This is a genomic window from Bacillus sp. D48C, assembly GCF_053345735.1.
Window position 1 is genome coordinate 807,149 of record NZ_JBKFAQ010000001.1, and the last position, 23,740, is coordinate 830,888.

The following is a 23,740-nucleotide window of genomic DNA, read 5'->3' on the forward strand; positions in this document are numbered from 1 at the left end:
GGAGAAATGAAATGATGAAAGCATGGAAAAGTATTTTTGTTTTATGTAGTTTTCTTCTTATGTTAAGTGGTTGCTTCCATCAAGAAGAAAAGAAAGCTGAACCGAAGAAGAAAGAATCTATTCCTGAAACAAAAGAATATGGTGGGCGTGAGCTGAAAAAAGTAGGACAAAAAGTGAAAGAAACAGGCTGGGGTACTTTCATGTTAGAGCAGATGCATTCTGTGAATCAAACATTTGAAGTAGCGCCAATGAAAATTCACGTACAAGATGTGAAAGTAATCTCTTTATCACAGATGAGTGAAAAGGCAAAAAATACATTGAAAGTATACACGGCACTAACTCCTGAAGAAGTAAAACGTAGATTAGGGGATAAAGTAAGCCAAGAAGATGCAGAATTATATGCATCGCTAAGTGGAACAGAGATTAGTAATACAATTCGTTACGTTGAGATTACATATAAAGTGGAGAATAGCGGAAATAAAAATATGCAATTTTTCTCTATGAATGATGTTATAATTAATGGTAAGCAACATTTTAAAGTAGCGACTCAAAACTTTTTATATGACGAAGATACGTTAGTTGGTACAAAAAATGTATCAAGAGAAGACTATAAGCCTGGTGAAACAAGAGATGGGATTATTGGTTTAATACTTGACGATGGAAAAGACAAGGTAAAGGATATTCAGTTTATAACTGATGATTTACTTGCAGGAGATTCAGAAACACAAGATGTTGTAAAAGAGCCACAAACGTTTAATATCTCACTTTCGGAGTAATGTGTTTTTAAAATAATGTAAGACAAAACAGTCAGCACTCAAAAGATTATGCTGACTGTTTTTTTATTTCTTTTATGTATGAATCTACATTTTGAAAAGGTACCTTAATTTTAAACGCATCTTTTTGTTTATTAAATTGCTTTTCATTATAGGGACCGAAACGTTTATTGTGCTTTACGTCAATAATCCAATAATGTTCACTTTTTTTATTTGCAATTGCTGCGTCAGGGTTATTTGGATCTGATTTTTCCTCAGTTTGTTTTGCAATAATGTATTTATCATCCCAAGCAATGTCTGTAATTTTTGCAGGGATGTATTGTGTGGCATATACAGCATCTTGCGAGGGGAAAAGTTCAAATGCATTTCCAGAAGTACGTATGAGCTCGTATTCATCGTTAACCGTATAAGTTAAGTGACTTGTGTTTCCTGTACAACCAGTTAATAGGAAGGCGACGAATAGGATTATCCATTTTTTCAATATGGGAACCTCCTTTATAATGCTATTGTAACAAATTGTACAAGAAAAGTAAGAGAAACGCTAGTTTACAATGTTTTTTAGAAGTGGTACGATGAGACGGGTAAAGAAGGATATGAAGGAGTCGACATAAAATGAAGTTAAAGATGCATCGTCCAGCGCTTGTAATGAATCGCATAGGTGCTTCCCTAATTGACATGTTTTTAATCTCGGTTATGTATGGTGCAGTAGTAGCTATTATGACCGGAAACTATAGTGCTATGTTTAAGCGCTTTAATATAAGTTTAGGTGATTTTAGATATGATTTCGCAGTAGTTTTCATATTAATGGCGATATATTTTATTGTGTTACCCTTTATTTGGAACGGTGTTACACTTGGCAAAAAGGTAACGAGAATAAAATTAATTTCATTGAAGAGTGAAAAGCTAACGTTGCAAACATTAATTATAAGATTTTTTGTATTGTTATTGCCGAACGTATTGCTATTAGGAATTCCATTAATATGTAACGTATATATGATGTTGTTCCGCAAAGACAATTGCGGTTTTCAGGACTTAATTACAAAGACGAAAGTAATAAGTCTTGTATAATGAAAAAAGACCTTTTTATCCATAAAATAAGAAGGTCTTTTTTTGTTATACTACAATTTATGTAATAATATCATTTTGGGTTTTAATAGATTGAAAATTAAGAAAATGTTATAATGATTAAAATAATATCTTTATATAATAAGGGGGAAATTGAAATGACTGGAGGTAGTGTAATCTTTTGGGGGATTTTAATTTTCATCGGTTTAGTTTTCGATCAGCGTAATAGTAGGAAAAAAGAAGGAGTAAAAAAGTAATCGCTTACAAACGAATGAGCAATTTTTCTTGCTTGCAGATTAATCTTATAAAGGAGTATACTGAATGACGGTAAGACTTATAGAAGGGGTAATGAAAATGAAGCTTGCAGGAAAAGTTGCTATCGTAACTGGCGGTGGCATCGGTATTGGACGTAATACAGCTCTTTTGTTGGCTAAACAAGGCGCAAAAGTTATTGTGACGGACATTGATCAAGAGAGTGGACAAGCAACAGTGGAGGAAATTATGAATCTAGGCGGAGAGGCACTTTTTGTATCCTATGATATGGGAAAGCAAGGAGATTGGCAACGCGTTATTAGCATTACTTTGAATGCATTCAGTCGCATTGATATGCTTTTTCAAAATGGTGGTTTATATAAAATAGATTCTATTTTTTCTCGCCAACAAGAGAACGATTCCAATGTACTTTGTATTAATGACGTTTGGATAGAGATAAAACAATTAACGTCATCTTTTATGAAACAGCAAGAAGAAGTGGTGCTTAGTGATTTACCGATTTTCGGTATTATTAGCACGAAAGGACAATCATTTCATACAGTAGAAGCCCTAGTATAATAATGAAAACCGCCCTCAATATATGTGGACGGTTTTTTTGTATGTTATATAGAAGGAAATTTCTTTAGCGAATACGTTGTTCTGTTTGGCTGTCAAAGAAATGCGCTTTATTTAAATCAAATGCCAATTTAATTTGATCTCCAGGTGAGAATATATGTCGTGCATCAACACGTGCTGCAAAATCTTGATTTCCAAGTTTCATATATAAAATAGATTCAGCACCTAACAATTCAGCAACTTCAATTTTTGTTGTGAAAGTAGTAGATTGTGAAGCTTCTAAAAATAGTAGTTCATCATGAATGTCCTCCGGGCGAATACCTAAAACAATTTCCTTATTTACATAGCCTTGTTCACGTAGCATCTTCATTTTTCCTTCAGATACTTTGATTTTTATGGTATTGTCTATAACGAAATCGGTTTCAGTCAATTTACCACGAAAGAAGTTCATCGCTGGTGACCCGATAAATCCACCCACGAAAATGTTTTCTGGTGTTTCATATACTTCTTTTGGAGTTCCAATTTGTTGAATCTTTCCATCCTTCATAACGACAAGACGCGAAGCCATAGTCATTGCTTCTGTTTGGTCATGTGTTACATAAATTGTTGTTGTTCCAAGGCGATGATGTAGCTTAGAAATTTCTGAGCGCATTGCAACACGGAGTTTAGCATCTAAGTTTGATAATGGTTCATCCATTAAGAAAACTTTTGCATCTCGAACGATTGCTCTACCTAACGCAACACGTTGGCGTTGTCCACCTGATAATGCTTTCGGTTTTCTATCTAAATATTGTTCAAGCCCTAAAATTTTTGCTGCATCTTTCACACGACGATCGATTTCATCTTTTGGTATTTTTCGAAGTTTTAATCCAAATGCCATATTATCATATACACTCATATGTGGATAAAGAGCGTAGTTTTGGAAGACCATTGCGATATCTCGATCTTTTGGAGGAACATCATTCATTAGTTTACCATCAATTGAAAACTCGCCTTTTGAAATATCTTCGAGTCCAGCTACCATTCGTAATGTTGTAGATTTTCCGCATCCAGAAGGACCGACAAATACGATAAATTCTTTATCTTGAATGTGTAAATTAAAATCGGTTACAGCTGTTACGTTATTATCATATATCTTATAAATATTTTCTAATTTAAGTTCTGCCATGGTATTTCCCCCTAGAAATAATTATGCAAACGTTTTCTTTGAGTTCATTATAAACGAATAGATTCAAAAAATAAATAAAAAAATAAAACGTTTTCATTTATTGAAGAGTTATTAGTAATTTTCGTATGTTTTCTTAGAAAAAGAACAATAAAAATTGTAAGCGCTATTTTAAATTGAGATAGAATCTGTTATCATTCATTAATGAAAACGTTTGCGCCTTAAAAAAGAGAAAAATGAATTATGAATGAAATGGGGTAGCATAATGGAAAAACAATGGTGGAAAGAAAGCGTAGTATATCAAATTTATCCTCGTAGCTTTATGGATAGTAACGGTGATGGTATAGGAGATCTTCAAGGGATTATTTCAAAGCTAGATTATTTAAAAGAGTTAGGGATTGATGTGATTTGGTTATCACCAGTCTATGAATCTCCAAATGATGATAATGGTTATGATATAAGCGATTATTGTAAGATTATGAACGAGTTCGGAACAATGGAAGATTGGGATGAGCTATTACATGAAATGCATGAACGTAATATGAAATTGATGATGGATTTAGTTGTTAATCATACATCTGATGAACATAAGTGGTTTATTGAATCACGTAAATCAAAAGATAATAAATATAGAGATTACTATATATGGCGTCCTGGAAAAGAAGGGAAAGAACCGAACAACTGGGGAGCTGCTTTTAGTGGGTCTGCATGGAAGTACGATGAAATGACGGATGAATATTATTTACATCTGTTTTCTAAAAAACAGCCGGATTTAAACTGGGATAATGAAAAGGTAAGACAAGATGTTTATGAGATGATGAAGTTTTGGTTAGAAAAAGGAATTGATGGATTCCGCATGGATGTGATCAATTTTATTTCTAAAGAAGAAGGATTACCAACTGTTGAAACAGATGAAGATGGCTATGTTTCAGGTCATAAACATTTTATGAACGGTCCAAACATTCATAAATATTTGCATGAAATGAATGAGGAAGTATTATCGCATTATGATATTATGACGGTTGGTGAGATGCCAGGTGTAACGACAGAAGAAGCCAAATTGTATACTGGAGAAGAACGAAAAGAGTTGCAAATGGTATTCCAATTTGAACATATGGATTTAGATTCAGGAGAAGGTGGAAAGTGGGATGTAAAACCATGCTCACTTCTTACTTTAAAAGAGAATTTGACAAAGTGGCAAAAAGCATTAGAGCATACCGGATGGAATAGCCTTTATTGGAATAACCATGATCAGCCTCGCGTTGTATCTCGTTTTGGTAACGATGGAATGTATCGCATTGAATCAGCAAAAATGTTAGCGACAGTTCTTCATATGATGAAGGGAACGCCATATATTTATCAAGGTGAAGAAATCGGAATGACGAACGTTCGATTCCAATCAATTGATGAATATCGAGATATTGAAACGTTAAATATGTATAAAGAAAAAGTGATAGACCATGGTGAAGATATAGAAAAAGTAATGGAGTCTATTTATATAAAGGGTCGTGATAATGCTAGAACTCCGATGCAGTGGGATGATCAGAATCACGCTGGATTTACAACAGGTGAACCTTGGATTACTGTAAATCCTAACTATAAAGAGATTAATGTGAAACAAGCAATCCAAGATGAAGGTTCAATTTTTTATTACTATAAGAAATTAATTGAGCTACGCAAAAATAATGAAATAGTTGTATATGGATCATATGATTTAATATTAGAGAATAATCCTTCTGTTTTTGCTTATGTAAGAACATATGGAGACCAAAAACTACTTGTTATTGCAAACTTTACTGCGGATGAAAGTGTATTTGAAATGCCTGAGGATATTAGTTATAGTGAATCAGAATTATTTATACACAATTACGATGTAGAAATCGGATCGATAGATAACATTACATTACGTCCGTATGAAGCGATAGTATTCAAATTGAAATAAGAAAAATCCTTATGCCACCTTGGCATAAGGATTTTTTGGATTACCATTTTAATATGGAGAATCCATATGGAGGAAGTGTAACTTGTAATACACTTGCTTCCGCTGAAAATTCTTCATTTGTATAAATGTTAATTATTTTCTTACCAGTAACATGAAGAGGGAGTGAAACTGTAACTTCACTATTAGTAGGGTTTAAAACGAAAAAGATAGTTTCATCCTCATATGTTTTCGTATAAGAAATATAATTATGTTCATCATTTGCTTCGATGAATTGAAAAGTACCATGTCCTCCAAAAGCTTCATGTTGTTTTCGTAATGAAATCAATGTTTGTATATGTGTAAATAATGCATGATCTTGTTCTTTAGTATCCCAAATCATACATTTACGGCAATCGGGGTCCATACCACCATCCATGCCGATTTCATCTCCGTAATAAATGCATGGAGAACCGATGAAAGAAAGATGGAATACATAGAGCAATTTCAACTTATTTTTATCTCCGTTGCATGTTGTTAAAATTCTTGGAGTATCATGGCTATCTAATAAATGAAAGGCTGCTTCATTTACATTCATAGAGTAGGAATGTAGAGATTCTGTAATTTGCTTCATGAACTCACTTGCTTTAATGGAATCGTTAGCAAAGTAAGAAAGTAGAGCGTTTGTAACAGGGTAGCTCATGACAGCATCAAATTGATCGCCTTGTAGCCATGGAAGGGCATCGTGCCAAATTTCTCCCAAAATATATACTTCAGGATTTAATGTCTTTATTTCAGTTCGGAATTCTCTCCAAAAATTGTGATCGACTTCATTTGCGACATCAAGGCGCCAGCCATCTATATTAAATTCTCGTACCCAATAACGTCCTACTTCAAGTAAGTATTCTTTTACATCTGGATGAGCTGTATTTAATTTAGGCATATACGGTGTAAAGGCGAAAGTATCATAATTTGGAAGTGGCTCGGTTATAATTGGGAATTCATGAATGTGGAACCACTCTTTATATGCGGACTTCTCACCGTTCTCTAGTACGTCTTGAAATTTCTCGAAAAAGTATCCACTATGATTAAACACAGCATCGAGCATTACTTTTATACCGTGCTTATGACATTCTTCAACGAGCTCTTTGAAAGTTTCTTTCGTCCCAAATTGTGGATCAATTTCCATATAGTCAATTGTGTCATATTTATGGTTTGAATGAGCTTTGAAAATAGGTGTGAAATATATTCCGGAAATGCCAAGCTTAACAAGGTAATCAAGGTTTTGAATAACACCAGAAAAATCTCCGCCGAAAAAATTAGTTGGAGTTGGATTCGCACTTCCCCAAGGAAGGGTGTTTTCTGGATTCAGCGTACTATCGCCATTAGCGAATCGCTCAGGGAAAATCTGATACCAAATGGTGTCTTTAATCCAAGATGGTGCTTTGAATACATCATCTGCATGAATAAATGGAAAACAGAAAAAGTTACCAACATCATCATTTGGAATGTTAGAAAAGAATCCTCGCTCTGTATAAATAAGAGTGTCTGTTTCAGATTTTAATTCAAACCCATAACGTAAGCGCTTAAATTTGGGTTCGATTGAAATGGACCAATAATCAAATAATGCAGTAGAACCCGTTTTTTTCATGGGTGTACTTGATGATATCCATTTCCCGTCTTTCCATTCGTAAGGATCACCGTAAATAAGATCGGCGCTTTGAATATCATCTCTCTTAGTACGTACTCGGATGTGAATTGTTTGTTCATCATAAGCGTATGCATAATTATCTTTCGGCCTATGATAAATGGCTTCTTTAAACATATAGAAAATCCCCCTTCAATATCTCTATACATAGTATTCCCTTAAGTGTAATAATAAAGCCTATATTGCAAACGATTGCCTTTCTCGTAGCTTTAATATTGCTTATAAGAGTAGTATTCATTTCATATAAAGTCAATGTATAAAGAGTATAATGACATAATTTTTAAATTAATATTTGCAAAATGAATAAAAGAATGTATAATGATAGACAAATAGCGCAAACGTTTTCATAGACTTGGGATATTGTTTGCGCTTCAATTAAACTATTAAATGCAAACGTTTTCAGTTACTGAGGTACATAGACAATTTAGGGAGGTTTTTGGGATGAAGAAAGCATTATCATTATTAACGGTTTCAGCATTATCTATTGGTATGTTATCTGCATGTGGACCGAAAGATTCAGGGAAAAAAGAGGAAAGTAAAGCGAAAAAAGACTATGACCTTCTTGTTTGGGAAGATGAGAAAAAAGGTGTGGGTCTAGAGCCAGCGGTGAAAAGTTTTGAAAAGAAATATAATGTGAAAGTAAAAGTTGAAGAGGTTCAGATGACGAAACAAATAGAAAAACTTCGTCTCGACGGTCCAGCTGGCACAGGGCCAGATGTTGTAACATTGCCACATGATCATATTGGTAATGCGGTAACAGAAGGGCTACTTTCAGAAGTGAAAGTAGATGATACAGTAAAAAGTAAATTTACAGATTTATCAATAGAAGCACAAACATATAACGGAAAAATATACGGTTTACCAAAAGCGATTGAAACACCAATCTTTATTTATAATAAAAAAATGATGCAAAAAGCACCCGAAACGATGGATGAACTGTTTAACTTCTCAAAAGACTTTACGAAAGATGGAAAATACGGATTTTTAGCATTAGGAGATAACTTCTACTTTGCTAATGCATTTATGGCAGGTATGGGTGGTTATGTATTTGGTGAAAAAGATGGAAAGCCAAATGCAAATGATATTGGATTAAATAATAGCGGTGCGGTACAAGGTGCTGAATATATTCAAAAATGGTACAAAGAAAAGTTATTCCCGAAAGGTATTATCGGTGAATCTGGTGGTTCAGCTGCAGATGGATTGTTTAATGAAGGAAAAGCAGCATCTATTATGAATGGTCCATGGGCATTCCAAGCGATGGAAAAGGCTGGAATAGATTATGGTGTTGCTCCAATGCCGAAATTACCAAATGGTCAACCGATGAAAACGTTCGTTGGTGTAAAAGGATGGCATGTAACAAGCTTCTCTAAACAAAATGATTTAGCTACAAAATTTACTGAGTGGGTTACAAATGAAGAAAATGCTAAAATTCGCTTTGAGAAAACGAAAGAAATTCCACCAGTAAAATCAGTAATGGAAGATCCAATCATTAAAGAAAATGAGGCTGCAAAAGCGGTTGCGACGCAATCGGAAAATGGAATTCCAATGCCGAATATTCCAGAAATGCAGGAAGTTTGGAAACCAGCTGGGGATGCGCTTCAATTAGTTGTATCAGATAAAGAAGCACCAAAATCCGCACTTGATAGTGCAGTGAAACAAATTAAAGGTAATATTGAGGCAAATCATAGTAAGAAAAAATAAGGTGAAATTCGTGCCTCTAATATGAGGGGCACGAATTCTCTCCCTTCCATGTGGGAAGAAAAAAGGGGGAAGGAACATGCAAACATCTATGGAACCTGCAAAGGGGTTAAACCATTCAAAGCATAGGAAAATGGCAACCGTGTTATCAATCATTCCGGGCATGGGCCAAATATATAATAAACAATTTGTAAAAGGTCTTATTTTTCTAGTATTAACAGGTTCATTTATTGTAGCCTTTGCTGATTTATTAAATATGGGATTATGGGGCATTGTAACGCTCGGTACAGAAGTTCCACGTGACCATTCTGTCTTTCTATTAGTAGAAGGGATCTTGGCACTTATCGTTATCGCGTTTGGGCTCGGCATATATGCATTTAACTTATATGATGCATATCAAAATGGAAAGAAACGTGATATAGGAACACCGTTAAATTCTGTAAAAGAGCAATACCGTAATTTGTTAGATCAAGGCTTTCCTTATTTAATGGTTTCACCAGGTTTTCTACTACTTATCTTTGTTGTCGTATTTCCAATCATCTTCGTAATTTTAATTGGATTTACAAACTATGATTTATATCATTCTCCTCCAGCTAAATTAGTAGATTGGGTGGGTTTTAAAAACTTTATTGATATTTTCACATTACCGATGTGGAGAGATACATTTTTAAGTGTATTTTCTTGGACTGTCATTTGGACATTCGTTGCAACAACATTACAAGTTGCACTTGGTATTTTTTTAGCGATTATCGTAAATCAGCCTGGTATTAAAGGTAAGGCAATTATTCGAACAATCTTTATTTTACCGTGGGCTGTTCCAGCATTCGTATCTATTCTTGTATTTGCTGGTATGTTTAATGAAACATTTGGAGCAATTAATAACCAAGTATTAGCTTTATTCGGGATTGAAAAGATTGCTTGGATGACAGACCCGTTTTGGTCAAAGATTGCTTTAATTATGATTCAAACATGGCTTGGTTTCCCGTTCGTCTTTGCAATGACAACAGGTATATTGCAATCGATTCCAGGAGAATTATATGAAGCGGCTACAGTAGATGGAGCAACTGCTTGGCAACAGTTCCGCAAAATTACATTGCCACTTGTGTTATATGCAACAGCGCCAATATTAATTACGCAATATACGTTTAACTTTAATAATTTTAGTATTATTTATCTATTTAATAACGGAGGACCTGCTGTGTCTGGACAAAATGCAGGTGGAACGGATATTTTAATTTCATGGATCTATAAGTTAACGATGACTTCGGCTCAGTACGGAAAAGCAGCAGCTCTTACAATGATTTTATCGTTAATTGTTATTACAGTTGCGTTATGGCAATTTAAGAGAACAAAATCATTCCAAGAAGAGGATATGATGTAAATGAATATTAAACGACAAAAGATGCTACGTCTTTCATTAAGTTATTTAGTTATCTTCATAATGTGTGCGATTATTTTCTATCCATTACTATGGATAATTGGCTCATCGTTTAATCCAGGGGATAGTTTATCTGGGTCAAGTATTATTCCGAAAAATGCCACATTAGATCATTATCGCAAGCTACTTGATCTCGATTCAAGTAATTACTTACTTTGGTATAAAAATACTTTGAAAGTTAGCGTAATGACGATGATTTTCTCTGTACTAGCCATTAGTTTTACTGCTTATGCATTTTCGAGATATCGTTTTGTTGGAAGAAAGAATGGTTTATTAACATTTTTAATTTTGCAAATGATCCCGAATTTTGCAGCGTTAATCGCACTATATATATTAGCTCAGTTAACAGGATTACTTGATACACATCTTGCATTAATTTTAATTTATGTGGGCGGAGCAATTCCGATGAATACATGGCTTATGAAAGGGTATTTTGATACGATTCCGAAAGAGTTGGATGAATCAGCTCGAATGGATGGAGCAGGGCATTTCCGTATTTTCTGGCAAATCATTATGCCACTTGCAAAGCCAATCGTAGCGGTTGTAGCGTTATTTACTTTCATTGGTCCATTTACAGATTTCATTTTAGCGAGTATTATTTTGCGAACACCAGAAAATTATACTTTGGCAGTTGGATTATATGAAATGGTTGCGAAGAAATTCGGTAATGAATTTACAACGTTTGCAGCGGGTTCTGTGTTAATTGCGATCCCGATTTCAATTTTATTCCTATCACTACAAAAATATTTTGTTTCCGGTTTAACAGCTGGAGGTACGAAAGGATGAAAAATGGGACATTACGTCCCATTTTTCTTTTCATCTCCCTATAAATAACTTTATAGGGAGATGAAAAGAGATTTGACATCACATGTGAAAAGATGTCAAATAAATAGTATATTATAGTATAGGAAAAAATAGCTATATCCCTTACAATACATGAAGAGGGAGAATAGGATTAGTTTTGCAAGATATAAGAAATAAAAGTTTATGACTTGCAATGAGTGCGAGATAAAATATATGAAAAATGGCAGAGAAATGAGAGGAGGGGGATTTTTATGACAGTTACAATTAAAGATGTGGCGAAGCAAGCGAATGTTGCACCATCAACAGTTTCTCGTGTAATTGCTGATAATCCAAGTATAAGTGAAAAGACAAAGCGCCGTGTTAGGAAAGTAATGAGTGAATTAGGGTATCATCCTAATTTAAATGCGAGAAATCTTGCGAACCAAACGACGAAAACACTTGGTCTTGTTATGCCAAGTTCTGCAAGTAAAGCTTTTCAAAATCCATTTTTCCCAGAAGTTATAAGAGGGATTAGTTCATTTGCACACGTAGAAGGTTATGCGCTTTACATGTCGACAGGTGAAACGGAAGAAGAAATTTTTAATGGTGTTGTAAAGATGGTACAGGGACGCCAAATTGGTGGCATTATTCTTTTATATTCAAGAGAGAATGATCGGATTATTCAATATTTACATGAACAAAATTTCCCGTTTGTTTTAATAGGAAAACCATATGATCGAAAAGATGAAATTACATATGTAGATAATGACAATTATACAGCTGCAAGAGAAGTGGCAGAATATTTAATTTCATTAGGGCATAAGCAAATCGCGTTCATTGGTGGTGGTTCAGATTTACTTGTAACGAGAGATCGTTTAGCTGGTATGAGTGATGCCTTGAAATTAGCAGACATTGTATTACCAAAAGAATATATTTTACATTTTGATTTTTCGAGGGAAAGTGGTCAACAAGCGGTTGAGGAATTAATGGGACTGCAGCAACCGCCGACGGCAATTATGGCAACGGATGACTTAATTGGACTTGGTGTGTTAAGTGCTCTTTCTAAAAAAGGATTCGTTGTACCGAAGGATGTTTCTATTGTAAGCTTTAATAATGCTTTATTATCAGAAATTGCGAGCCCTCCACTTTCGACAGTTGATGTGAATATTTATCAGCTGGGATATGAGGGAGCAAAAGCTTTAGTTGATAAAGTAGAGAATGCAGAATCCACTGCAAAGTGTATCATTATTCCTCATAAATTACTAAAACGTCAAACTTGTGATCATTATGCATAAAAAAGCTAAGAGTTTAACTCTTAGCTTTTTTCTTTAGAAAGGCTTCTAATCGGTCGCAGCCTTCTTTTAAAGTTTCAATACTATACGCATAGGACAAGCGAAGGTAGCCTTCACCGTATTCAGAGAATGCTGTTCCAGGAACTACAGCTAGTCCAGCTTCTTTGACAAGATCAAGTGCAAAATCAAATGATGAAGATGTCAAATGACCAACATATGGGAATAAGTAAAATGCACCTGTTGGCTTTTCAACTGTTAATCCCATTTGAGTGAGTCTATTATATACGTAATCACGGCGTTTTTTATATTGGTGGCGCATCATTTTGGGTGCGTCTTTAGCTGCTGTTAATGCTTCAATTGCAGCGTATTGAGCGATTGAAGTAGCACACGTTACATTGTATTGATGAACTTTTAATATGTGTCCAGCTAAATAGCTTGGTGCAAATAAAAGTCCAACACGCCAGCCAGTCATAGAATGTGATTTAGATAAACCGTTAATGACAATTGTCTTTTCACGCATTTCTGGGAAATGAGCGATAGATGTGTGCTTTTGTTCATATACCAGCTCGCTATAAATTTCATCTGAAAGGACGAAAATATTTTTGTCTTTTAAAACATCTACAATATCTTTTAGTTCTTCTGTTGATAAAGTTACACCGGTCGGGTTAGAAGGATACGGTAGTACGATACATCTTGTTTTTTCTGTAATAGCATTTTTAAGCGCTTCAGCTGTTAAACGGAATCCAGTTTTACGAACATCTACAAAAATAGGTGTTGCACCGCATAATCGAATAATAGGTTCGTAACCTGGATAAATAGGAGCAGGTAAAATTACTTCTGTTCCTGGCTCTAAAATCGTTCGAAATGTAACATCAATTGCTTCGCTAGCACCGATTGTAACGATGGTTTCGTTTTCAGGTGAGTAATGTAAATCGTAGTTATCTTTTACGAAGTTACAAGCTGCCTTGCGTAATTCTAGTAAACCAGCGTTATGTGTATAGCTTGTATAGTTTTCTGTAATAGCCCGTTTTGCAGCTTCTTTTACGAGAGAAGGTGTAGGGAAATCGGGTTGTCCGATTGTTAAAGAAATCAAATTATCATAGTTTTGAATCATGTTAGAGAATTGACGGATTCCAGAAATTTGGATGTCCTTCACTCTAGGGTTAATGAATTGTTCCATTGTATCTCCCTTTCTTCCGTTTGAAAATTAAGTTCATTTTATCATATTTTCTATGATCGCGCTTTTTATATGTAATTTAGAAAGAGAGAGAAAAGAGAAAAAAGCCGCTATAAGCGACTTTTTAATATCCGTATTCCCAATCTATTTCATCTTCATTCCAGAGTACAGAGGATACCTTGCCAAGGTGAACAACTGATTCGTTTACAGCACATGTGCAATTTTCATCTCCTGCTTTATGCTGTAATTCTTCATATACTGATTTTTCAACATTTTCTAGAACAACCAAATTTTCTTCTTTTAAAACAAGCGTAGTACCCGCCATATTTATCTTCCTCCTACTAAAGTAATGATCACTTATTTGTAAACATAGATAGTATGGATTATATGCTGTATTTTGCTATAGTTGTCCGTCTAAAAAAGTATTTTTATATTTTCTTTGTAATCCGTATTCATTGTATACTGCACGAAGGAAATTTGGTACAGGGTTTACAATCATTTCGAAAATCTGTAACAATTATGATGAGTTGTTAACAAAGAATTAACAAATATGTTAAGAAAAATCAAAATTTTAAAACAAATACACCTATAAAATGATATAATCATATCAAAATACATATAGGGGATGAGAGGTTATGGAGCTTATCCGTGATTTATTGATTCAAATTGCCATCATAATTTTGCCACTATTTTTATATGAAGCGATTCGTTTAAATCGCTATCAAGAAATGCCTCCGAAGCCAAATCGTTACTTTATTATGTTTTTATCTAGCGTTACGCTCGTTCTCTCCATGACATACTCTATTTGTTTTGGCAATGTGTGTGGGTATAACTTTCACCCCATTCCAATTGTCAGTGGTTTTTTATATGGTGGGATTGTTGGTTTAATCCCAGCGGTTATTTTTGTTGCATATGAATGGTTACTAAAGGGAATGAGCTTTCTTCCAGTTTTAGAAGTAATATTTTTATTGATAGTTCCGCTGTTTTTATCAAAGAAATGGTCTCTTTTTTCAAGGGATAAGAAATTAATTTTAGCATTTATGATTTCATCATTTTATGTGCTTGTTTCTTTAGTATTAGGCATGATTAATGTTCTTTTGGAAACAGGATTTACACCGTATATTTCGCAAATATATAGCGGATTTATATTTGCCTCGCTTATCATGGTCATGACAATGGTATTTCAGGTGTATTTAACTGAATATTTAAACGAAAATGCATTGCTACGTACAGAGATGCAAAAATCAGAAAAGCTTAATATTGTAAGTGAGTTAGCAGCAAGTGTGGCACATGAAGTTCGAAATCCACTTACTGTTGTTCGTGGATTTATCCAATTGTTAGAAAGTACGGAAGATGTGAAGAATAAGGATTATATGCGCCTCGTATTAGCTGAATTGGATCGGGCGGAACAAATTATTTCAGATTACTTGAATTTAGCAAGGCCGCAAATTGAGAAAAAAGAACACATTTGTTTATCAGCCCAATTAATAGAAATGACCACTCTCATGTCGTCATTTGCAGCGATGCAAGGTGTATATTTACAAGTTGAAATTTCAGAAAGTCTTTATACGATTGGTGATAAGACAAAGTTGAAGCAAGCTATTATGAATGTTGTTAAAAATGGTATTGAAGCAATTCAAGGAAATAAAGGATATTTAAAAGTAACAGCCATTCAAAAAGACGAAACAATCATAATAAGAGTTAAAGATAGTGGTGTTGGTATGACGAAAGAACAGTTAGCAAGGCTGGGGCAACCATATTATTCTTTAAAAGAAAAAGGGACAGGATTAGGGCTTATGGTAACATTTAGTATTTTACAAGCGCATAATGGTACATTGGAATATAAGAGTGAAAGTGGAAAAGGCACTGAAGCAATTATTATATTACCAGCTGTACAAAATAAGGAATAAAAGTTACCGATGGAAGGTAACTTTTTATTTTATATTGCTTATTCATTTGTTTTTTCTTGTTTTGCTCGGCTAAATAAACTTTTAAATGTTTGAAAGACACTTTGCTCTTTTGAGGCAGCAACCATTCTTTTTGTTTCTTGAATTTCTCGAATAACTTGCATAAGCTGTGCATCACGATTACTGTCCTTGTTATAAATTTGACTAACAAGTTTATTCATTTTTTCTTCCTGTTTGGATTCTCGTTTATACATATGATTCATTAATAAGTCCATCTTTTCTTTTTGTAATGCATCTGTTTGAGCGGCGTGCTCGACTAACTCTTGAAGCATTTTTTCTTGAGAGCCTTCTTTTACATAAACTTGTTGCATCAATTCATCTAGTTTCTCATCCTTTAAACGATTTTGTGTAATTAGAGTAGAATTTTGATGAATAATTGCTTCATTTAATTGAGCTAGCATTTCAAGTTTCAACATGAATTCCTCAAAGTTACGTCCATCTTCCTTTTCTTTCGGTTGTATCTCTTGCTTATCTTGTATAACTGGTACAGGTGGGGCCTCTTTTTCTTTTAAAATAATCGGTATCGTTTCTGAAATATCTTCTTGTAATGTAGCAGCTCTTTCATGTATAGATTTCAATAGTTTTAAATCATCAAGTTTATAAATACGAGCATCAGCTGTTTTAGAAATCATATAGCCATGTTCCTCTAACAGTTGACTATATTTGCGGACTATATGTTTTGGGATGCCTGTTTTATTCGTGACATCTTTCGTTTTATAGGTAGCTTCCATGATATTTCCTCCCCAAAAAGTATCGTATATATCATTTCAATCTTTTATGAGGACTTCCTTTGAAAAAGAATGTCGGAAGGCTATTAGTTTTCTACAGCATTAGTGAAAAAATGAAAGTTTTTGGCGGAATGGCAAGGAATAACTAAAATAATGTCTGAAAACATATACAGGAGAAGTTTGTTATAATAACGGAGGAAAAAAGAAACTGGTAGAAACATGGAGGTATACATGAAGCAATTAAAAGGTATTATCATTTCAATTATCGCAATTCTGTCTATTTTAGTAGCAGTTTATGAAGTACTTGTGCCAGAGGAAACAAGTGTAAAGAAAACGAATACGTATGATCAAGTGTTAGAATTTCCGAAAGAACGTTATCCAGAGACAGGAAAACATATTACGGATGCTATAAAAGAAGGGCATTCAGAAGTTTGTACAATCGATCGTGGTGGTGCTGCAGATAGAAGGAAATTGTCGTTAGCACCATATCCTTCAAAAAAAGGGTATGATCGTGATGAATGGCCAATGGCGATGTGCAAGGAAGGCGGAAAAGGAGCACATATTGAATATATAAGTCCGGCGGATAACCGCGGAGCAGGCTCTTGGGTAGGGAATAAGTTAGATAAATATCCAGATGGTACGCGTGTGAAATTTGAAGTGAAGTAGTAGTTGTACATTTCATAATGAAGGAGAACGGGAACTATGGAGTTAACAATTTCTTATTCGCAATTAATGTTGATGAACTATGACGGTGAGCAGCCTTATGTAGACTGGACGGATGAAGATTTTGAAAGAGGTTATGCTGAGGCAGAGGGAACTGTTATTTTTGAAGCACTTTCTGATTATACTTGTGAAGTGAAAGTGACCCCAGGGAAACATATTGAAAAAGAAGAAGTGATTAGAACGATTACGGTTCCTTTTACAGTTGAAAATGAAAGTATCGTTATAACGAGTATTCTTTCAAATAAATTTCAAATACCTATTCCAAATGGTGAGTATACAGTGGTCTTACAAGCAATTCCTCTTGAAGAGCCAACGGATGATGAATTATATAAAATACAATACGAATTCTTTTTTGAAAGTAAAGAATAAAAAATGGGTTATCCTCAATAAGGATAACCCATTTTCGTTATGCGTTTGTTTTTAGCAGGGAGCGAGCATCTTTTGCTGCTTGCACCATGTGCTCTAAAGCTGGAATAACTTCTTCTGTTCTTCTCGTTTTTAAACCACAATCAGGATTAATCCAGAAATATTTAGGATCGCATACTTCTAAAGATTGTTCTACGATTTTATACATTTCATCTTTACTCGGTACACGTGGGCTATGAATATCATATACACCTAGACCGATGCCTTTTTCATATGTTGTATGTTTTAATGTATCAATAAATTCACCGTGACTTCTTGATGTTTCGATAGAAATCACATCTGCATCTAATGCGCGAATCGCATCAACAATATCTTCGAAGTTACTGTAACACATATGAGTATGAATTTGTGTTTCATTTGCTACAGAAGAAGTTGCTAAAAGGAAGGATTGAACTGCCCATGTAATATAAGCGTCCCAATCTTTTTCTTTTAGTGGCATTCCTTCACGAAGTGCTGGCTCATCGACTTGGATTACTCGAATTCCGGAAGATTCAAGTAGTTCAATTTCGTGACGAAGAGCTAATGCAATTTGATACGAAACTTCTTTTCTTGGAATGTCATTTCGAACGAAGGACCAATTTAAAATTGTAACAGGTCCAGTTAACATTCCTTTTACAACTTTCTCTGTTAAGCTTTGTGCATAAACAGTTTCCTTAATAGTCATTCCGTTAATAAAGGCTACATCACCATAAATAACAGGTGGTTTTACGCAGCGGGAACCGTATGATTGTACCCAACCGTTTTTAGTGAATGAGAAACCAGCAAGACGCTCACCGAAATATTCGACCATGTCAGTTCTTTCAAACTCACCATGTACAAGGACATCAAGACCAATTTCTTCTTGGTAACGAATCCATTTTTCTGTCTCTTTTTCAATAAATTTTTCATATTGTTCATTTGAAATAACACCGTTACGCCATTCTTTTCGCGTTTGACGAACTTCAGTTGTTTGCGGGAAGCTACCGATAGTTGTTGTTGGTAACAATGGTAACTCTAGGGCAACTTGTTGTAATTCGTATCGCTTTTCAAATGGAAGAGGACGTGAAAAATCTTCTTCTTTTAGTGCTGTTCGTGCTGCTTTGACATCTTCACGGTTACGTACAGCAGATGAACGAATTGTATGATGTACATTTCGATATGTTTCCAGCTCATTACTAATACTTTCTGTACCTTTAGTGAGAGCAGAATGAATAAGAACTAACTCTTCTAATTTTTGATTTGCAAATGCTAACGCATCAAATAGCTCAGTCGATAAGTGAGTTTCTTCTGTTTTATCGATTGGTGTATGCAATAAGCTACAAGAAGGCTGAACAATGAAGTCTTTCGTTTGGACTTGTTTTTGTAGCGTTGTAAATAACGTAAGAACTTCATCAAGGTCAGCTCTCCAAATGTTACGGCCATCTATACAACCGACAGCTAAAGTTTTATCAGCTGGGAATCCATATTTTGAAATAGCATGTAGATTACCTTCTTTACCATGAACGAAATCTAATCCAATACCGGATACAGGGAATGTAATAATTTCTTCATAGTTTTCTTCTACACTATCAAAATATGTTTGTAAAAGAAGGTTCGCATTTGGAACTTCTTTACGAATAGCTTCATAAATTTCTTTTGCTTGTTGAACTTCTTCTTTCGTTAAAGAAGCGAAAATCGGTTCATCAACTTGAATGACTTGTGCACCAGCTGCATGTAGTTCTGAAAGCAGTTGTACGTATGGTGCAACTAATTGTTTTAAAATCGTAGCGAATTGTTCTTGTGTATAACCTTTAGCTAATTTTAAGAAAGTATATGGTCCTAAAATAACAGGTTTTCCATCTACTCCTAATTCTTGTTTTGCCTCTTCGTATAAGCGAAGTGGACGATTATCTTTTAAAGAGATTTGTAATCCCTCTTCATATTCAGGAACGATATAATGATAGTTTGTGTTAAACCATTTTGTCATTTCAGAAGCTACGTGATCTTTAGAGCCACGCGCCATTGCGAAATATACATCAAGGTAAGATGTAAACTCAGAAAAACGTGATGGGATAAATCCTAGCATATAAGCAGTATCCAAAACGTGATCATAATATGTAAAGTCGCCAATTGGAATGAGTTCAATCCCTTTTTCTTGCTGTACTTTTACGTGTTGAAGGCGAATTTCTTTCATTGTTGTTAAAAATTGTTCTTCATCGATTTTATTGGACCAAAAAGCTTCCAATGTTTTTTTCCACTCTCGTTGTAGTCCGATACGTGGATAACCTAAGTTACTTGTTTGAATTGCCATTTTAAATTCCTCCCTAATTGAAAGTAAGCATTTCCGTTTACTAGGAAATACCTATAACAAAAAGTACAAAGACATAGAAAATAAGCCTTCCTTTTTGTTTTAACACCTCATCATCATCCGTGAATCTATCAGTGTTGTTAAAACAGGCAGGTCTCCTGACTTATGCTTCATATAATTTCTTTCACCTTCCCGTTTTCACAGTGGCACTAAAAAGAAATCTCAGCATTTACAGTGGCGGGACCGTGTTGGAGTTTCACCAAGCTTCCCTTTTAAACACGAAACGAAACTTTCGTGTACCTATTTTCCTTTTGAAAGGAATTTAACAAGCGATATGATATTGAAACAAATTCTAACACAATTTTTGGAATTTTGTCTACTGTTTTAAAATAAGAAAATTCCAAAGTTTTTATTTCTTATTATTCTGACTTTTACATTCTGAAGTAACTAATAATATTACATTATAAAAAGAGAAATTGAGCTATGAAAGAAGTAGGGATGTCTTCTTTCATAGCTCAATTTTCATCTATAGCAACTTCTGAAAGCCGGCCTGCTATAGCATCTTTAAGGAGGGTGTTTAGCCATTGTAGTTCAACTGTAATATGCTCAATTACACTTTGTAAAATATATAGTTGTGCACGTGGAACTTTTCCTTTATTACAATCATATATCGTTTGCATAGTATATAAATATTGAAGAGTATCGTTTTTCTTTTTTTCTAAAATAGGAACTAATTCGTGATCATTGCTAAAGTGAGCGAAAGATAAGGCTGAATAAATAGGTTTATATATTTGGTTTTTTGCTTCGAATTGTTTTAATAGTAAAGTGTGGAATAGTTTTTTGCCTTCTTCTGTTATATGAAAAATCGTTTTGTCAGGTCGATTTGTGTCTCTAATTACATTTGTAATATGAATTGCGCCTTGCTTTTCTAATTGCTCGAAGGCGTAATAAAGTGATCCTTTAGCATATTTAATGTAACAATCCATTTGTCGTTCTTTCATAATATGCTGCACTTCATATGGATGTTTATCTCCTTCGAGTAGCAAGCCGAGAATGACTAATTTCATGCTCATGCTGTCTCAACTCCTGTATATAAAAACTTTATCCGGCATTAACGGGCAGTAAGACACCCATCCAAAAATTCAGCGGAACCAAAGAAGTTAGGTGGGGGGCGGGCTGTCCGTAAAAGCCCGATTGGTTCAATTAATAATCAGTGGGGGATGAACAAAACCGCCACTGATTAAAGATTAACTTTATACATATTATAAACGGCATATCCTTTTTCATAAAGGGATATGCCGCTTCTTTTTTATATTAACTGACTTGCTTTTGTTTTTCTTTCTTTTTAGGGCCTGTAAAGAGGCGTTCATTTCCCATAAGTAAAATACAAATAATACTTAGTACAGCCGGAATAAGTGCCCAGAAGAATGTGTTCGCAATAGATGTAGCGAGAGCTTCTTTAATACCCGCTAATATTTCAGCAGGAATTTTTGCGGTAGCGCCTGGCGATAATAAGAAACTTGTGTCTCCACCTTTTGGAGCTAATTTTGCTAGTTCAGGGGGGAACACAGAGTTTAGTTTATCTGTAAAAATATGATTTTGAATTGTACCGAAAATCGTTACACCAAGAGTCATACCGAGTGATCGGAAGAATGAGTTTGTTGATGTTGCCGAACCACGGTCTCGCATTTCTAATTTGTGAATAGAAGACATACTTAATACTGAGAATGAGAAGCCAACACCAAGCCCAGCGAGAATCATAAATAGTGTTACGAGTAAACGAGGTGTATCCATTGTTAAAGTACTTAATAAATAAATACCAAGAACGAAGAAGACGCCAGATACCATCATAATGTTACGATAGCTTGTTCGAGAAGCTAATTGTCCTCCTGTTTGACTTCCAATTACAGAACCAACCATCATTGGTGTTAAAATTAATCCGGCATTAGAGGCGGAACCTCCAAGAACGCCTTGAATGAAGATTGGAATATAAACTGTACAGATAATAAAAGCGGCACCATAGAAAAAGGCAACTCCTTGACTAGCTGCGAATAAAGGTTTTTTAAATAGATGGAACGAAATAATAGGCTCGGTTGCTTTTCGTTCTACAAAGAAGAAAATAATAAGCGTAATAACTACTGTTGTAAATAAGCCAATAATTACAGTGGAATTCCAGGCATATTCCTTACCACCAAGTTCTAATGCGAACATTAAGCAAACGATACTTATGACAAGTGTAATAGCACCAGCCCAATCAATTTTTTGTTTTCTAAATTCTAGAGACTCACTGTAGTATTTAGTAATGAAGAAAAAGGAGATAAGTCCTAATGGAATATTGATATAGAAGACCCAATGCCAACTTATATAGTCTGTAATATAAGCGCCTAATAAAGGACCGAATACACTAGAGGTCCCGAAAACAGCACCGAATAGTCCTGTCATCTTCCCACGTTTTTCTGGTGGGAAGATATCGTACATAATTGTGAAGGCGATAGGCATAAGGGCACCACCACCGATACCTTGAATAGCTCTATAAATACTTAATTGCTCAATACTTGAAGCTGTTCCGCAGAGCGCAGAACCGAATAAGAAAAGAATGAGGCCACCAATATAAAAACGTTTCCGCCCGTACATATCAGAAAGTTTCCCGAAGATAGGCATCCCTGCCATTGTTGCTACCATATAAGCTGATGTGACCCAAACAAACTTATCAAATCCTCCTAAGTCTCCAACAATTGTTGCCATTGCGGTTGCAACGATTGTATTGTCCATTGCGGCCATTAATATACCAAGCAGTAAACCAGCAACAACAAATTTTGTCTTGTTGGCGTCTTTTTTTAATGGTTGAGTTTCCAAATATAACCCTCCTTTAGAAATAAGTAAACTATATTAAGTTTTGAGTGCAGTGGATAAAAAATTTAAATGTATAGGTGATTTTAATTTCTTTTCCATAAGTGCACTGATATGCCATAAAGAATATTATAGTCAAATTTGACTATAAGGCAAACTTTTTCTTCCGTCAAAATATTCTTTCGTATGAGTAGAGAACGAGTGAGCCATATTGAATATTGCCATAAAGTAAATTGTAAAAAAATTTCATTAAGAACACCTTCTGTTAATAGATGAAAAATGGTTTTTTCTTCATATTGTCGAATAGGATAAAAGGAAGAGAAATATTAAACATTGCTTGTAGTAAGCTTTAGTAATTTGGGGAATTCATTGTGTGTATGATACATCTGAAATGAGGTGAATATATATTATGAAAATATGGGGACGAATTTCGGATACAGGAAAGTATTCAATACCGCTACAACCAGTATTGTGGATTGACGGATCGAAAAAGGAAAATGAATTTCCTCAAGTAGCCGTTACATTAAAAATTGGTAGTATGTATACAGAACAATTTTCGTATGAATTGACCTACGATGTAAACGACATACTTATTATGAGAATTGAAGTGGAAAATAAAGGGGTAGAAATGATTTCGAGAGTTGTTGTAAGTCATATGATTCGAGATTACTTTGCTTATATTCCTAATTCTTTAAAAGTTGATAAGGGGATAAGTGAGTTTTTATTCCAGCTTGTAAGGTGGCGAATTGATGATTTGTTACCGAATGAAAAGGTGGAACTACGTTGTAAAATAAAAGCTAATAAAGATAAAGCTCTTAAACAAGCATTCTTTCAGGCTACATATACATTTCAAGATAAAGAGATATCATATGGTCCACTGCAAACAAATGAAGTTGTTGTGCGTCAATAATAAAAAGGAACCTGTACAAAAGGTT

22 protein-coding genes and 1 riboswitch are annotated in these 23,740 nt (G+C 34.6%); of the genes, 13 read left to right on the top strand and 9 right to left on the bottom strand.

The window, feature by feature from the left end:
- Window positions 1-11: 11 nt before the first annotated feature.
- Window positions 12-776, top strand: coding sequence for a hypothetical protein (locus ACLBXA_RS04415; RefSeq protein ID WP_000973902.1), 765 nt, complete (start codon window positions 12-14; stop codon window positions 774-776).
- Between the two features lie 46 nt (window positions 777-822).
- Here the strand turns inward: ACLBXA_RS04415 and ACLBXA_RS04420 are convergent, their stop codons facing one another.
- Window positions 823-1,254: a DUF3997 domain-containing protein gene (locus ACLBXA_RS04420; protein ID WP_000758794.1), complete on the bottom strand. Its 432-nt coding sequence runs from the start codon at window positions 1,252-1,254 to the stop codon at window positions 823-825.
- A gap of 131 nt (window positions 1,255-1,385) precedes the next feature.
- On the opposite strand from ACLBXA_RS04420, the gene ACLBXA_RS04425 reads away from it, so the two are divergent.
- From ACLBXA_RS04425 to ACLBXA_RS04435, 3 genes are all read left to right on the top strand, one after another.
- Window positions 1,386-1,841: an RDD family protein gene (locus ACLBXA_RS04425; protein WP_000769078.1), complete on the top strand. Its 456-nt coding sequence runs from the start codon at window positions 1,386-1,388 to the stop codon at window positions 1,839-1,841.
- A gap of 155 nt (window positions 1,842-1,996) precedes the next feature.
- The gene (locus ACLBXA_RS04430; RefSeq protein ID WP_000145659.1) at window positions 1,997-2,095 is read left to right on the top strand and encodes a hypothetical protein; all 99 of its coding nucleotides are present in this window, start codon (window positions 1,997-1,999) and stop codon (window positions 2,093-2,095) included.
- 64 nt (window positions 2,096-2,159) lie between these two features.
- On the top strand, window positions 2,160-2,669 hold the full coding sequence (locus ACLBXA_RS04435) for an SDR family NAD(P)-dependent oxidoreductase (protein ID WP_000218411.1): 510 nt from the start codon (window positions 2,160-2,162) through the stop codon (window positions 2,667-2,669).
- A 64-nt stretch (window positions 2,670-2,733) separates the two neighbouring features.
- On the opposite strand, the gene ACLBXA_RS04440 is transcribed toward ACLBXA_RS04435, so the two are convergent.
- Complete coding sequence (locus ACLBXA_RS04440) at window positions 2,734-3,834, bottom strand: ABC transporter ATP-binding protein (RefSeq protein WP_000818934.1); 1,101 nt, start codon at window positions 3,832-3,834, stop codon at window positions 2,734-2,736.
- A 262-nt stretch (window positions 3,835-4,096) separates the two neighbouring features.
- On the opposite strand from ACLBXA_RS04440, the gene malL reads away from it, so the two are divergent.
- A complete protein-coding gene (gene malL, locus ACLBXA_RS04445; RefSeq protein WP_000415169.1) occupies window positions 4,097-5,773 on the top strand; it encodes an oligo-1,6-glucosidase in 1,677 nt (558 codons plus the stop codon).
- 40 nt (window positions 5,774-5,813) lie between these two features.
- Here malL and ACLBXA_RS04450 read toward each other — a convergent pair whose 3' ends face one another.
- Window positions 5,814-7,574 carry an alpha-glycosidase gene (locus ACLBXA_RS04450; protein ID WP_000471785.1) on the bottom strand — a complete coding sequence of 587 codons (1,761 nt, stop codon included), beginning with the start codon at window positions 7,572-7,574 and terminating at the stop codon, window positions 5,814-5,816.
- A 324-nt stretch (window positions 7,575-7,898) separates the two neighbouring features.
- Here ACLBXA_RS04450 and ACLBXA_RS04455 point away from each other — a divergent pair, with 324 nt between their 5' ends.
- The 4 genes from ACLBXA_RS04455 to malR all read left to right on the top strand — a co-directional run bounded on the left by ACLBXA_RS04455 (window position 7,899) and on the right by malR (window position 12,671).
- Entirely contained in the window at window positions 7,899-9,158 is a 1,260-nt protein-coding gene (locus ACLBXA_RS04455) for an extracellular solute-binding protein (RefSeq protein ID WP_000709931.1), read from the top strand.
- A gap of 76 nt (window positions 9,159-9,234) precedes the next feature.
- Window positions 9,235-10,536 (top strand): maltosaccharide ABC transporter permease MalC, encoded by a 1,302-nt coding sequence (gene malC / locus ACLBXA_RS04460; protein ID WP_001194983.1) that lies wholly within the window; start codon window positions 9,235-9,237, stop codon window positions 10,534-10,536.
- A complete protein-coding gene (gene malD, locus ACLBXA_RS04465) occupies window positions 10,537-11,379 on the top strand; it encodes a maltosaccharide ABC transporter permease MalD (RefSeq protein ID WP_001022600.1) in 843 nt (280 codons plus the stop codon).
- A gap of 269 nt (window positions 11,380-11,648) precedes the next feature.
- Window positions 11,649-12,671, top strand: a complete 1,023-nt coding sequence (gene malR, locus ACLBXA_RS04470; protein ID WP_000219054.1) for a maltose operon transcriptional repressor MalR — start codon at window positions 11,649-11,651, stop codon at window positions 12,669-12,671.
- A 13-nt stretch (window positions 12,672-12,684) separates the two neighbouring features.
- Here the strand turns inward: malR and ACLBXA_RS04475 are convergent, their stop codons facing one another.
- The gene (locus ACLBXA_RS04475) at window positions 12,685-13,848 is read right to left on the bottom strand and encodes an aminotransferase A (RefSeq protein ID WP_000434586.1); all 1,164 of its coding nucleotides are present in this window, start codon (window positions 13,846-13,848) and stop codon (window positions 12,685-12,687) included.
- A 121-nt stretch (window positions 13,849-13,969) separates the two neighbouring features.
- A complete protein-coding gene (locus tag ACLBXA_RS04480) occupies window positions 13,970-14,170 on the bottom strand; it encodes a hypothetical protein (protein WP_000929277.1) in 201 nt (66 codons plus the stop codon).
- Between the two features lie 310 nt (window positions 14,171-14,480).
- Here ACLBXA_RS04480 and kinB point away from each other — a divergent pair, with 310 nt between their 5' ends.
- Window positions 14,481-15,755, top strand: a complete 1,275-nt coding sequence (kinB, locus tag ACLBXA_RS04485; protein WP_000420369.1) for a sporulation sensor histidine kinase KinB — start codon at window positions 14,481-14,483, stop codon at window positions 15,753-15,755.
- Between the two features lie 38 nt (window positions 15,756-15,793).
- Here the strand turns inward: kinB and ACLBXA_RS04490 are convergent, their stop codons facing one another.
- Window positions 15,794-16,543, bottom strand: coding sequence for a DUF3967 domain-containing protein (locus ACLBXA_RS04490; RefSeq protein WP_098832665.1), 750 nt, complete (start codon window positions 16,541-16,543; stop codon window positions 15,794-15,796).
- A 228-nt stretch (window positions 16,544-16,771) separates the two neighbouring features.
- Between ACLBXA_RS04490 and nucA the strand changes: the two genes are divergently transcribed.
- Window positions 16,772-17,206, top strand: a complete 435-nt coding sequence (gene nucA / locus ACLBXA_RS04495; protein WP_000811494.1) for a DNA-entry nuclease — start codon at window positions 16,772-16,774, stop codon at window positions 17,204-17,206.
- 36 nt (window positions 17,207-17,242) lie between these two features.
- Complete coding sequence (locus tag ACLBXA_RS04500) at window positions 17,243-17,632, top strand: competence protein ComJ (protein ID WP_000424022.1); 390 nt, start codon at window positions 17,243-17,245, stop codon at window positions 17,630-17,632.
- A gap of 37 nt (window positions 17,633-17,669) precedes the next feature.
- On the opposite strand, the gene metE is transcribed toward ACLBXA_RS04500, so the two are convergent.
- The 3 genes from metE to ACLBXA_RS04515 all read right to left on the bottom strand — a co-directional run bounded on the left by metE (window position 17,670) and on the right by ACLBXA_RS04515 (window position 22,811).
- On the bottom strand, window positions 17,670-19,958 hold the full coding sequence (gene metE, locus ACLBXA_RS04505) for a 5-methyltetrahydropteroyltriglutamate--homocysteine S-methyltransferase (protein WP_001007602.1): 2,289 nt from the start codon (window positions 19,956-19,958) through the stop codon (window positions 17,670-17,672).
- A gap of 128 nt (window positions 19,959-20,086) precedes the next feature.
- A riboswitch (cobalamin riboswitch) is annotated at window positions 20,087-20,274 on the bottom strand.
- 196 nt (window positions 20,275-20,470) lie between these two features.
- Complete coding sequence (locus ACLBXA_RS04510) at window positions 20,471-21,028, bottom strand: PadR family transcriptional regulator (protein ID WP_000062064.1); 558 nt, start codon at window positions 21,026-21,028, stop codon at window positions 20,471-20,473.
- Between the two features lie 241 nt (window positions 21,029-21,269).
- Window positions 21,270-22,811: an MDR family MFS transporter gene (locus tag ACLBXA_RS04515; RefSeq protein ID WP_000449901.1), complete on the bottom strand. Its 1,542-nt coding sequence runs from the start codon at window positions 22,809-22,811 to the stop codon at window positions 21,270-21,272.
- 403 nt (window positions 22,812-23,214) lie between these two features.
- On the opposite strand from ACLBXA_RS04515, the gene ACLBXA_RS04520 reads away from it, so the two are divergent.
- Window positions 23,215-23,715 (top strand): hypothetical protein, encoded by a 501-nt coding sequence (locus tag ACLBXA_RS04520; RefSeq protein ID WP_000708116.1) that lies wholly within the window; start codon window positions 23,215-23,217, stop codon window positions 23,713-23,715.
- Window positions 23,716-23,740 lie beyond the last annotated feature (25 nt).

Bases quoted from the DNA above. Each gene is read 5' to 3' on its own strand.
- ACLBXA_RS04415 (WP_000973902.1), top strand. From the start codon at position 12: ATGATGAAAGCATGGAAAAGTATTTTTGTTTTATGTAGTTTTCTTCTT.
- ACLBXA_RS04425 (WP_000769078.1), top strand. From the start codon at position 1,386: ATGAAGTTAAAGATGCATCGTCCAGCGCTTGTAATGAATCGCATAGGT.
- ACLBXA_RS04430 (WP_000145659.1), top strand. From the start codon at position 1,997: ATGACTGGAGGTAGTGTAATCTTTTGGGGGATTTTAATTTTCATCGGT.
- ACLBXA_RS04435 (WP_000218411.1), top strand. From the start codon at position 2,160: ATGACGGTAAGACTTATAGAAGGGGTAATGAAAATGAAGCTTGCAGGA.
- ACLBXA_RS04440 (WP_000818934.1), bottom strand. From the start codon at position 3,834: ATGGCAGAACTTAAATTAGAAAATATTTATAAGATATATGATAATAAC.
- malL (WP_000415169.1), top strand. From the start codon at position 4,097: ATGGAAAAACAATGGTGGAAAGAAAGCGTAGTATATCAAATTTATCCT.
- ACLBXA_RS04450 (WP_000471785.1), bottom strand. From the start codon at position 7,574: ATGTTTAAAGAAGCCATTTATCATAGGCCGAAAGATAATTATGCATAC.
- ACLBXA_RS04455 (WP_000709931.1), top strand. From the start codon at position 7,899: ATGAAGAAAGCATTATCATTATTAACGGTTTCAGCATTATCTATTGGT.
- malC (WP_001194983.1), top strand. From the start codon at position 9,235: ATGCAAACATCTATGGAACCTGCAAAGGGGTTAAACCATTCAAAGCAT.
- malD (WP_001022600.1), top strand. From the start codon at position 10,537: ATGAATATTAAACGACAAAAGATGCTACGTCTTTCATTAAGTTATTTA.
- malR (WP_000219054.1), top strand. From the start codon at position 11,649: ATGACAGTTACAATTAAAGATGTGGCGAAGCAAGCGAATGTTGCACCA.
- ACLBXA_RS04475 (WP_000434586.1), bottom strand. From the start codon at position 13,848: ATGGAACAATTCATTAACCCTAGAGTGAAGGACATCCAAATTTCTGGA.
- ACLBXA_RS04480 (WP_000929277.1), bottom strand. From the start codon at position 14,170: ATGGCGGGTACTACGCTTGTTTTAAAAGAAGAAAATTTGGTTGTTCTA.
- kinB (WP_000420369.1), top strand. From the start codon at position 14,481: ATGGAGCTTATCCGTGATTTATTGATTCAAATTGCCATCATAATTTTG.
- ACLBXA_RS04490 (WP_098832665.1), bottom strand. From the start codon at position 16,543: ATGGAAGCTACCTATAAAACGAAAGATGTCACGAATAAAACAGGCATC.
- nucA (WP_000811494.1), top strand. From the start codon at position 16,772: ATGAAGCAATTAAAAGGTATTATCATTTCAATTATCGCAATTCTGTCT.
- ACLBXA_RS04500 (WP_000424022.1), top strand. From the start codon at position 17,243: ATGGAGTTAACAATTTCTTATTCGCAATTAATGTTGATGAACTATGAC.
- metE (WP_001007602.1), bottom strand. From the start codon at position 19,958: ATGGCAATTCAAACAAGTAACTTAGGTTATCCACGTATCGGACTACAA.
- ACLBXA_RS04510 (WP_000062064.1), bottom strand. From the start codon at position 21,028: ATGAGCATGAAATTAGTCATTCTCGGCTTGCTACTCGAAGGAGATAAA.
- ACLBXA_RS04520 (WP_000708116.1), top strand. From the start codon at position 23,215: ATGAAAATATGGGGACGAATTTCGGATACAGGAAAGTATTCAATACCG.